This is a genomic window from Candidatus Saccharimonadales bacterium (assembly GCA_035945435.1).
In the GTDB taxonomy this organism is placed as follows: Bacteria; Patescibacteriota; Saccharimonadia; order Saccharimonadales; family DASZAF01; genus DASZAF01.
On the sequence record DASZAF010000026.1, the window covers coordinates 48,213 to 58,140 of the forward strand.

Here is a 9,928-nt window from a genome sequence, read left to right on the forward strand (position 1 = left end):
GTCACCAAAACCCCGGCTACTACGGAAGCCGGGGTTTTATTATTGATGCTCATACTTTAGGAATGTAGCCGGCTGCGAACTCTTGCCCACTAATCTCTTTCTTGCCCGGAACCTTAAGTGAAAGGATCTCAACGAAACCGTCTTTAGCTTCGATAAGCAAGCGCTTATCTGAGTAGCTAACTCTGCCAGGAGATGAGTTCCTCGTAGCCGTCCCCTTATGTGTCTTCGCTAAAGTGATGACTACATCTAAAGATTGGTCTTCGGGAAGAGTGATGGTGGCTCGGGATTGTGGCCATCGGTTGAAAGCACGTACCTTTCGAGCAATCTCATCAGCTGTCTCGTTAGCCCAATCGATGTGGCTATCCTGTTTGTTGATAAGCGGGGCTAACGAGACACTTTTCTCATCTTGCTCAGACGGCTCTAGTTCGCCACTCAGAATACGCGGCAGTGTCTTGATGAGCAGTTCGCCACCGACTTTGCCGATTCTCGGGTAGACGTTCTGCTGGGTGTCTTCATCACTCAACTTGAACTTCTCAGTCGCGTAGATTGGCCCGGCATCCATCTCTTTTATGAGCCGAATGATGGTGACACCCGTTTCTGAATCTCCGTGCAGAAGTGCCTGTTCGATCGGGCTTGATCCTCTGTACTTGGGGAGTAGGGAGGGGTGAACATTGATGATGCCATACGGAAAGAGGTTGAGAATAGACTCAGGGATTATCTTTCCGTACGCGACCAGAACTCCGATTGGAGCTTGTAGATCCTTTAGTTCTGGTTCGATGTCACGTAGCTTTTCGGGCTGAAAAACCTTAATGTTGTGGGCTTTTGCGATTTGCTTAACCGCCGGTTCAGACATCTCGAGGGTACGTCCCTTGGGGGCATCCGGTTTGGTGACAACAGCCTTAATATTCCAGCTGCCTTCGATCAGCTGACTGAGAATTATCGGGCTTAATTCGTCAGTCCCGAAATAGACGAGCGGCGTTGATATCTTTGGGTTCGAGCTTGGCGAGCTTACCATCTTCATTCAACCTGTAAAAGGCATCCTTATCTTTAATGTAGTCTATAAACATAATACCGTTAGTGTGGTCGATCTCGTGCTGCAAGATCCTAGCCAGAAACCCTTCAGCAGTCAGACTTACTTCAGTACCTTTGACTGACATAGCTTTCACTTTAACCTTGTTATATCTCGGCACGAAACCGTAAATGTCTTTGACGCTGAGGCAACCTTCGTAGTCGTAGGTGATGTTACCCCAAGCCTTAACGATTTTCGGGTTGATAAGTATTGAGAAGGTGCGGTCCTTCTTGTTGTCGAAGTCATTTCGGATAATGACAACTCGCTCAAGTTCGTCGATCTGCACGGCCGCCAAGGCAACGCCAACTTCATGAGGTCGGCTATCTTCCCAATCAAGCGTGGCCGATTCCATATCGGCGATCAGTTTCTTAATCGTGGGCGTGACCTTTTCGATCGTTTTCGAAGACTTGCGGAGATGCGGATTAGGTAATGCAATGATGTGGTGACGGGTTTTCATCTGCGCTAAGTATAGATGAACATCCCTATTTTGGGGAGTCACTAGAGAAGAGTGATGGGGTCAATGTCGATTTGCCAGGTGGTCGGCAAGTCGCCAGCAATCTTCTGCAGAACCTGACGAGATTTACTCTTTATGATTAGCTGCCAGTTATACTGACCCCCTGTATACTCGTAAAATGAAGGACTTGGGCCCAAAACTTCGACGTCAGGGAAACGAGTACGAATATCGTCGGCAGTCTTACCCATTGTGCGGATGGTAGTTGCCTCGGTCTTTGCCCCAAAGTTGAGCTTGAGTAGGTAGCGGAAGGGGGGGTAGCGAGTTTTCTGGCGGTTGGTTAGCTCTGCCTCGGTGAAAGCTTCGACATTGCGCTCGGCCGCCCAAAGAATGATGGGGTGATCGGGCAGATAGGTTTGAAAGATAACGGTGCCACGTTCTTTGCTTCGACCGGTTCGACCACTAACTTGGTAGAGCAGTTGGAAAGTCCGCTCGCTTGCAGAATAGTCTGGCAGGTGGAGACCGGCGTCAGCTTGGACGACGCCAACCGTTGTGATCTTGGGAAGATCAAGCCCCTTGGCTACTACTTGGGTACCGACCAGGATGTCGATCTTGTTATCGTAGAGTTCCTGATAGCGGATGTGTAGCTTCTCGTCGTCGGTGTTATCGGTATCAAAGCGGGCGACTTTAGCTTTCGGGAATAGACGACTGATTTCTTGGGTGATCAGTTTGGTGCCGATGCCCCTGAAGATGATGGTCGGGTGATGACAGATGGGACAGGTATAGGTGAGGGGTTGCCGATAGTTGCACGAGTGGCACTTAAGTTCCGATGAGTCTGCATGGAACGTCAACGGAAGATGACAGACCGGACACTCTGCTCGCCAGCCACACTCTTCGCAGATAACGACCGGAGCAGTCCCACGTCGGTTATGAAAGAGTAGGACCTGCTGTTTTTTCTGGAGCGAGGTCTCAATGGCAGCCAGGAGCTGGTTCGATAGAAAGCGATGCTTGGTAAAGGCGTCTTTATCGTGGTGGTTGATGATCAGTATCTCGTTATCCTGGTGCCTGAAGATGGCCTCGGGTAGTTCCAGCAACTTTAGTTTCTTCTGCTGGGCCAGATAGAGCTCGGTGACATTCGGGGTCGCACTGCCCATGATCAGTTTTGCTTGGTGTAGTCTAGTTAACACGCTAGCCGCATAGAGCGCGTTATATCGCGGCGAACGGTCCTGCTTAAATGAGGGTTCATGACATTCGTCCACGACCACCAAACCGACGTTCTTAAGCGGGCTGAAGAGGGCTGAACGAGGTCCGATCACTACTGCTGGCTTGTCTGATAGAAGTAATGTTTCCCAGGTTTGATGTCGCTCGGCCTCCGTCATTGAAGAGTGGGTTACGTGAACGTTCTCAAAATAGAGAGAGAAGTCGGCGATGAGCTGGCTGGTCAAGGCGATCTCGGGTATGAGAATGATTACCGAGCGCCCCTCTTCGATGACATGCTTTGCGGCTTCGATGTAGACGTGTGTCTTGCCTGATCCGGGCACTCCTCTGAGAAGATATGCACCTTCCATGGTGTTGTTGATAATTTTTATCGCGTGCTTCTGGGAGTCTGTGGCTTCAATCTTTTGCTTCGGCCGCTTCACGACAAGCTGCCGTGCTTTCGAGCCTCGTCGTTTCTTGTGGATGCCGGACGGCAAGACGGTTTGGATAACGGTGCCGATGTGAGCGATGTAGTAATCCCGCAACCAGAGGCTTAAACTAATCAGTTCCTTTGGCAGAATAGTGCCCCCGTAGAGAACCTCGAGTGGTCTGGTCTCAAACGGTGGCTTATCGACTTCGCCTAACGTAAAGCCATTTGCCCACTTCTTCCCAAGGGGCACGTGGACAATCGTTCCGGTCTTTAACTTTTCATTGCTATGGTAGGTGAAGATGGCGGTCTTGCTATGAGCGAGTGAGGCGACAGCGACTTGGTAAAAATACATTGCTGCCTCTATTATACGGCTATTTTTGTTACACTATAAGCGTATGTACTTTACGAATCGCGCGCAGGCGGGTGAAGCCCTCACCGAGGAACTGCAGGATTACCGTTATAAAAATTGTGTCGTTGTTGCGCTGACAGATGGAGCAGTCTTAGTCGCTGAGCCGATTGCTCACTATCTACATGCCACTCTGGCGATGCTACTGGCGGAGCAAGTCGAGATACCCGGCGAGCACCAGTATGTTGGTACCGTTAACCAAGACGGTGGCTATGCCGAAAACTCTGAGATCAGCGAAGGTGAGATGGATGAGTATAAGACCGAGTTCTTCAACTACATCGAAGAAGAAAAGCTGCGAGTCTTCCAGAAACTAAATCGTCTTGTTACCGACGGTGGGGCCGTCGATCCAGCTATGCTTCAGGATCACGATGTAATCTTGGTGTCGGACGGCTTAAAGACTGGGGCTACTCTCGACGCGGCTGCCGAGTTCCTCAAACCAATCCGTCTTCATAGGCTAGTGATTGCCACGCCGCTGGCTTCGGTCGGTGCCGTCGACCGTATGCACGTTTTGGCAGACGAACTGCACTGTCTAAACGTCGTCGATAACTATCTCGACACCAATCACTACTATGACAACAATAAATTACCCAATCACAAACAGATCCTGGCAAAGATACGCCAGAGTGTCCTGAATTGGAAATAGTAACAAAGCTATGCTTGAGCAGCGTGCGGGTTGACTGTACAATGACTCAAAGTAGGCGCTGTAAAAGCGAGGTATAATTAGATATACAATGCTCGACGTATTCATCACATCAAGAGTCCGACGAAAAATAGTTGTCGTATACGCCAAATATCCGGCTTTTAAGACACACGTTCGAGGTCTCGCCAAACTTATTAAAGAAGACCCAGGTAACATTCAGCGCGAGCTTAAGCGTCTCGAAAAGGTTGGTTTCCTGCACTCCGAAAGGCAGGGAAACACCAAGATCTACTCGACCAATAAGCAGTTTCTCTTCTTCAAAGAGCTACAAAGCATTGTTCTTAAGACGCAGCGTCATCAGCAAGCAAAAGTGAAGCCGTAAGGATCTCTTGGCTATGAGTAACTCGAATACACTCTTCGAAGAGTTACTTAAGAAACGGGGCCTCACAGACGCAAAGGCTCGCGAACTATTTCTTGAGCCTGACTACGATGGGGCTAATCACGACCCGTGGTTGCTCCCGGATATGCGACCGGCAGTCGATCGCCTGAAGAAAGCTCAAGAGAAGGGTGAACGAATCGTTATCTATGGAGATTATGATGTCGATGGGCTAACGGCCACGGCACTTCTTAAAGACGCGTTCGAATCATTCGGGATCAATGTCTCAACGTTTATTCCGAACAGATTTATCGAGGGTTACGGTTTGTCTGAAAAAGCGATCGAACAGCTGGCAGGGGATGGCTATAAATTGGTGGTCACGGTCGACTGTGGCAGTCTCTCAGACAAGGAAATCAAAAAGGCGAATAGTTTGAAGATGGATGTCATTGTGACTGACCATCACACTGTAGCCGAAGTGATGCCACCGGCTGTAGCCGTTATAAACCCGAAGCGGCTCGATCATGTCTACCCGTTTCGCGACCTAGCCGGGGTGGGTGTTGCTTTCAAGTTAGTGAGAGCCATGCAGAGCGAGATGAGAGGGCTAGAACCTGGCCAGGAGAAGTGGTTGCTAGATCTCGTTGCACTGGGTACAGTCTGCGATGTAGTCGGCCTGGTTGATGAGAATAGGGCTAACGTTTTCTGGGGGATCCAAGTCCTGCATAAGAGTAGGCGAGTTGGGCTTAAAGCACTTGCTGAGGTGACTGGACTCCAGCTCGATAAACTTAACTCAGGTCGCCTTGGCTTTATCATAGGTCCTCATCTTAACGCCTCGGGTCGTCTCAAGACGGCCATGCTCAGCCTGGAACTACTGACGACTAGAGATATGCGACATGCCGAGGAGGTAGCCAACGAACTGCATCGTTCCAATCGTGAGCGCCAGACTATGCAGAAGAAGATCTACAAAGAGGCTACCGCCCAGGCGGCTGATTATGAGAAAGACCCGGTCCTACTCCTATCACATAGTGATTGGTCGCATGGCATTGTCGGCATCGTAGCCGCTAATATCTTGGAGAAGACGAAGAAACCAACCTTTGTTCTTCAGGAACTTGGTGAAACGGCCAAAGGCTCGGCCCGTTCATTCGGAGACTTTAGCGCCGTTGATGCAATCAACTCGACTATGTCACTTCTCGAAAAGGGTGGCGGTCATAAATATGCAGCAGGTGTAACCCTGAAAGTCGGTAATATCCCGGCTTTTAGGAAAGCTCTTAACGATTATTACCATAGTCTGAAGCTACACGATCAAGAGCAGTACTTGGAGCCGGTGATCGACCTGAGTTGCCCAACTTTTGACGGACTCGACATGTCATTCATGGAGCAGCTTGCTCACCTCGAGCCATTTGGCCACGGTAACCCACAACCAATCTTCAAGATAGACGGAGTGACGATTCGTTCGCTTAGACGAGTTGGTAGTGACGGGCAACATTTGAAGGTAAGTCTACTCGATAGCTTGGGTCAACCTTTTGACGGGATCGGCTTCTCGATGGGTGAGTCTAAAGCTAGAGAAAATGACTCGATCAGTGCCGTTGTTCATCTCATGATCAACGAGTGGATGGGCCGGCGTAAAGTCGAGGTGCAACTACTGGAAATTATGCCAGCCTGATCTGTTGCAGATTTCTCTCTGTTGATATAGAATATAGCCATGATTCAAGTGACCCGTAAAGATCAAAAGGAAGCACTCGAAAACCTGATCCGCCGGTTTAACCGCAAAGTCCAACAGTCGGGTGTACTTGCGCACGCAAAAGCCAACCAGCGCTACAGCAAACCGATAAGCAAGGTTGAACGTCGACGTAACGCTATTCTCCGCCGTGCCCGCAAGGCCGATAAGGCTAAGCGAGCCCGTCTTGGGATTCGCTAAATAATGCTTCAGGCACGTATTGAGAGTGATCTGAAACAGGCGCTCCTCAGCCAGGATAAGCAGCGGAGCAGTGTCCTTAGCATGCTTAAGAGTACTCTGCAGTATGCTGCTCTCGATAAGAAAGAACCACTTACTGACGAGGAAGTACAGGCTGTTCTGGCTAAAGAGGCCAAGAAGCGGCAGGAGAGTGCTGATCTCTACGAGAAAGGCAATGCTCCTGATCGTCGTGACATCGAACTAGCCGAAAAGAAGATTATAGAAGAATATCTTCCTGAGCAGATGAGCGATGAGGAACTCCAAGCAGTTGTTGACAAGATTGTGGCTTCACAAGGTAAGTTAACCCCCCAGGCTATGGGTAAGATTATCCAACAGGTGCGTGCAGAGACAGAAGGTAAGGCTGATGGGGGTCGCATTGCCCAAATGGTCAAGGCAAAACTGACACAGTAAGGAGAAAACAAAGATGATTCTACTTTTTGGCCCACCCGGTGCTGGCAAGAGTATGCAGGGGCAACTACTGGCTGCCCACAATAACTGGCGATGGCTATCCGTCGGCCAGCTTCTGAGAGATGCTCACGACAAGGAGGCCAACGTCCAGATGCAAGAAGGCAAGGGCGTCGACTACAAGACTGTCTACCGGATTTTGATCGAGGCGCTTAACAAATCAAAGAGCGTTGAGCATGTTATTATTGATGGCTTTCCAAGAGATCTTGAACAGGCTGAATGGCTACTGGCTGCATTGCCTGACCACAATCGATCGATTCAGGCTGCCATCATTCTGAATGTGCCACTCGAGGAATCACAGCGCCGCTTAAAAGTTCGCGGTCGCTTTGATGACGAGCGCGATGTCGTCGAGAAGCGTTACTATGAATTTGAGGGTAGAAACGGCAGTATCATCGACTATCTCAAGTCTCGGCACGTACCAGTTGTCGAAATAAACGGTTCTGGTAGCCCTGAAGAGGTCCATCACGTAATCAACGAAGAACTGAAGCGATGTATGCAAAAGCAATGAATGCCCACGAGGCTGAGCTGATGCGAAAGAGTGGGCAGATTCTGGCCCGCGTCTTTAGCGAGATTCGTGACTTTGTTGAGCCGGGTTGTACCGGTCATGACATCTCCGACCTTGTTCGCCGTGAGACGAAGGCACTTGGTGGCAAGACGGTCTTACTTGGTTACGAAGGCTTCCCTGATGTTATTTGCATCTCGATCAACGATGCTATTGTTCACGGTATCCCTGATGATAACCCCTTTAAGAAAGGTGATCTTGTCGGTTTTGACTACTGCGTCGGCTATGATGGGTTTATTACTGACAGTGCTTTTACAATGGCGGTCGGTGGTGAATCCACTGGTAAGGCCATGAAGCTACTCGAGATGACCGAAAAGTCGCTTTATGCTGGCATCGCTGCCGTCAAAGACGGCGCTCATATTGGTGATATCTCAGCCGCTATTCAAGCTGTGCTAGATAAAGATGGTTATGGAATTGTTCGAGATTTAGGGGGCCATGGAGTCGGCCATTATGTCCATGAAGACCCGTTTATTCCGAACTATGGCGATGCTGGAACTGGCGACATTCTTAAGGAGGGTATGACCATTGCAATCGAGCCAATGGCGACACTTGGCACTCATAAAGTCTTTCTGGATCGTGACCAGTGGACCTTTCGCACTAGAGATGGAAGCTTGGCTGCTCAGTTTGAACACACCGTCTTAGTGACAAAAAAGGGTTCAGAAATTCTGACTAAGACCTAGACTCGGGCTCCCTTGCCACGACGTCAACCTAAGCGCTATACTTTAGCATATGCAAGAATCAGGGCGCTATGCCGTTGGATTAGATATAGGTACAACGACGGTTCGTTGTGCTGTTGGGCTTGTTGAGCCAAGTAACCCAACCCCAAACGTCATAGCTATTGGGGTGGCGCCTGGTGCTGGTATGCGGAAAGGTATGGTCAACAACATTGTCAGTGTTGCCCAGGCCATAGACGCCGCTCTCGAAGCTTCTGAACGTATGTCGGGTTATGAGATACATTCGGCTACGGTGAGTGTCAACGGTTCTCACGTTGTAGCTATGAACTCAAAAGGTATGGTTACCGTCGGTGTCCAGAACCACGAGATCAACGAGCAAGACCTTCGACGAGCCGAAGACGCAGCCGCTATTGTTCAGCTACCACCTAACCGAGAAATCTTACAAGTTAGTCCTCGCTCATATCGGTTAGACGGACAAGAGAATATCAAAGATCCGATCGGCATGAGCGGTGTTCGCCTTGAAGTCGATGCCCACGTCATTACCGCCCTTTCGCCGCACATCAAGAATCTCCAAAAAGCGATGGAGATGACCCATACTCAGGTTAACCACATGGTTATGCCGGCCCTGGCAGCTTCTCATACGGTTCTCTCGGAGAAACTTGTCGAGAATGGGGTCGCCCTCATTGACATCGGCGGAGCAACAACCAATGTAGCTGTCTTCGAAGAAGGTGAGCTGCAACACGTAGCTATTCTGCCTCTCGGGGGTATGAACATTACGAATGATCTTGCCATTGGCCTCAAGACGGATCTCGATATAGCCGAAAAACTCAAGCTGCAACTCCATGAAGATGGAAAATCCAAGATGACTACCATCAAATATCAGAAGGAACAGCACAGCTTCGACACCGAAGAAATTGAGGAGATCATCGAGGCTCGGTTAGATGAGATCTTTGAGATGGTAGACAAGGAACTGAAGAGGATTAATAGGTCAGGCAAACTACCCGGTGGGATCGTCCTGGTGGGGGGAAGCGCTCATCTAAAAGGCATCGTTGAACAGGCTAAGGCCTCCCTCAATCTACCAGCTCGCATTGGTATCCCCCAGAACATTTCGGGTCTCGTCGACAAGGTTTCAACGCCAGAATTTGCTACAGCCGTCGGCCTAATGTTAGAAGACCTGCAAGGACCACAAAACGCGCTCAAAGGACCAGGTGGTGGCTTCAATTTCTCGCTGACGTCAGATCGTGCTAATAAGTTGTTCAAGAACGTCAAAGGTGTGCTTGGAAAATTTAAGTCGTAGCTAAATTTGGTACAGCCAAATTCTGGCCAAAAATTGGCGAACACCACATTGATACGTGCTGAGTAAACATGCTATAGTGACTTCAGAATAAGCTGGAGGGTTCGAGAGTAATGCCCGAAGTAAAACCAACTACTATCCAAACATTCGCATCGATAAAAGTTGCGGGTGTCGGTGGCGCAGGTGGAGCGGCCGTAAACCGTATGAAAGAGTCGGGCATGAAAGGCGTCGAGTTCATTGCTATAAATACAGACGCTCAAGCTCTGTATAACTCCAACGCAGATACTAAGATTCATATCGGTAAAGAGACGACTCGTGGACTCGGTTCGGGTTCAGATCCATCGGTTGGCCAGAAAGCAGCTGAAGAATCACGAGATGAGATTAAATCTGCCCTTGAAGGTGCCGATATGGTCTTC

Annotated in this window: 12 protein-coding genes; 9 read left to right on the top strand and 3 right to left on the bottom strand. The window is 49.5% G+C overall.

Going from position 1 to position 9,928, the window contains the following annotated elements:
- Positions 1-49: 49 nt before the first annotated feature.
- The 3 genes from fmt to priA are packed head-to-tail and all read right to left on the bottom strand — an operon-like array spanning position 50 to position 3,499.
- A complete protein-coding gene (gene fmt, locus VGS28_03895) occupies positions 50-1,015 on the bottom strand; it encodes a methionyl-tRNA formyltransferase (GenBank protein ID HEV2412911.1) in 966 nt (321 codons plus the stop codon).
- A complete protein-coding gene (gene def / locus VGS28_03900; GenBank protein HEV2412912.1) occupies positions 954-1,526 on the bottom strand; it encodes a peptide deformylase in 573 nt (190 codons plus the stop codon). Before def ends, fmt begins: the two co-directional genes overlap by 62 nt.
- A gap of 41 nt (positions 1,527-1,567) precedes the next feature.
- On the bottom strand, positions 1,568-3,499 hold the full coding sequence (gene priA, locus VGS28_03905) for a primosomal protein N' (protein HEV2412913.1): 1,932 nt from the start codon (positions 3,497-3,499) through the stop codon (positions 1,568-1,570).
- Between the two features lie 43 nt (positions 3,500-3,542).
- On the opposite strand from priA, the gene VGS28_03910 reads away from it, so the two are divergent.
- The 9 genes from VGS28_03910 to VGS28_03950 all read left to right on the top strand — a co-directional run.
- Positions 3,543-4,196, top strand: coding sequence for a phosphoribosyltransferase family protein (locus VGS28_03910; GenBank protein HEV2412914.1), 654 nt, complete (start codon positions 3,543-3,545; stop codon positions 4,194-4,196).
- Positions 4,197-4,284: 88 nt separating this feature from the next.
- The gene (locus tag VGS28_03915) at positions 4,285-4,572 is read left to right on the top strand and encodes a winged helix-turn-helix domain-containing protein (protein HEV2412915.1); all 288 of its coding nucleotides are present in this window, start codon (positions 4,285-4,287) and stop codon (positions 4,570-4,572) included.
- Between the two features lie 13 nt (positions 4,573-4,585).
- The gene (gene recJ, locus VGS28_03920; protein ID HEV2412916.1) at positions 4,586-6,226 is read left to right on the top strand and encodes a single-stranded-DNA-specific exonuclease RecJ; all 1,641 of its coding nucleotides are present in this window, start codon (positions 4,586-4,588) and stop codon (positions 6,224-6,226) included.
- 39 nt (positions 6,227-6,265) lie between these two features.
- The gene (locus VGS28_03925) at positions 6,266-6,481 is read left to right on the top strand and encodes a 30S ribosomal protein S21 (GenBank protein HEV2412917.1); all 216 of its coding nucleotides are present in this window, start codon (positions 6,266-6,268) and stop codon (positions 6,479-6,481) included.
- Between the two features lie 3 nt (positions 6,482-6,484).
- Positions 6,485-6,928, top strand: a complete 444-nt coding sequence (locus tag VGS28_03930; GenBank protein HEV2412918.1) for a GatB/YqeY domain-containing protein — start codon at positions 6,485-6,487, stop codon at positions 6,926-6,928.
- 13 nt (positions 6,929-6,941) lie between these two features.
- Positions 6,942-7,490: a nucleoside monophosphate kinase gene (locus tag VGS28_03935; GenBank protein ID HEV2412919.1), complete on the top strand. Its 549-nt coding sequence runs from the start codon at positions 6,942-6,944 to the stop codon at positions 7,488-7,490.
- Positions 7,487-8,224, top strand: coding sequence for a type I methionyl aminopeptidase (gene map / locus VGS28_03940; protein ID HEV2412920.1), 738 nt, complete (start codon positions 7,487-7,489; stop codon positions 8,222-8,224). The genes VGS28_03935 and map overlap by 4 nt, the downstream gene beginning before the upstream one ends.
- A gap of 49 nt (positions 8,225-8,273) precedes the next feature.
- The gene (gene ftsA / locus VGS28_03945) at positions 8,274-9,515 is read left to right on the top strand and encodes a cell division protein FtsA (protein HEV2412921.1); all 1,242 of its coding nucleotides are present in this window, start codon (positions 8,274-8,276) and stop codon (positions 9,513-9,515) included.
- A 110-nt stretch (positions 9,516-9,625) separates the two neighbouring features.
- Positions 9,626-9,928 (top strand): cell division protein FtsZ (locus tag VGS28_03950; GenBank protein ID HEV2412922.1); only part of this gene is annotated, 303 nt, incomplete at its 3' end.

What these genes read in the sequence shown, in the direction of transcription:
- VGS28_03930 (HEV2412918.1), top strand. Translation starts at nt 6,485, where the DNA reads ATGCTTCAGGCACGTATTGAGAGTGATCTGAAACAGGCGCTCCTCAGC.
- VGS28_03935 (HEV2412919.1), top strand. Translation starts at nt 6,942, where the DNA reads ATGATTCTACTTTTTGGCCCACCCGGTGCTGGCAAGAGTATGCAGGGG.
- def (HEV2412912.1), bottom strand. Translation starts at nt 1,526, where the DNA reads ATGAAAACCCGTCACCACATCATTGCATTACCTAATCCGCATCTCCGC.
- ftsA (HEV2412921.1), top strand. Translation starts at nt 8,274, where the DNA reads ATGCAAGAATCAGGGCGCTATGCCGTTGGATTAGATATAGGTACAACG.
- VGS28_03915 (HEV2412915.1), top strand. Translation starts at nt 4,285, where the DNA reads ATGCTCGACGTATTCATCACATCAAGAGTCCGACGAAAAATAGTTGTC.
- map (HEV2412920.1), top strand. Translation starts at nt 7,487, where the DNA reads ATGAATGCCCACGAGGCTGAGCTGATGCGAAAGAGTGGGCAGATTCTG.
- VGS28_03910 (HEV2412914.1), top strand. Translation starts at nt 3,543, where the DNA reads ATGTACTTTACGAATCGCGCGCAGGCGGGTGAAGCCCTCACCGAGGAA.
- fmt (HEV2412911.1), bottom strand. Translation starts at nt 1,015, where the DNA reads ATGGTAAGCTCGCCAAGCTCGAACCCAAAGATATCAACGCCGCTCGTC.
- VGS28_03925 (HEV2412917.1), top strand. Translation starts at nt 6,266, where the DNA reads ATGATTCAAGTGACCCGTAAAGATCAAAAGGAAGCACTCGAAAACCTG.
- priA (HEV2412913.1), bottom strand. Translation starts at nt 3,499, where the DNA reads ATGTATTTTTACCAAGTCGCTGTCGCCTCACTCGCTCATAGCAAGACC.
- recJ (HEV2412916.1), top strand. Translation starts at nt 4,586, where the DNA reads ATGAGTAACTCGAATACACTCTTCGAAGAGTTACTTAAGAAACGGGGC.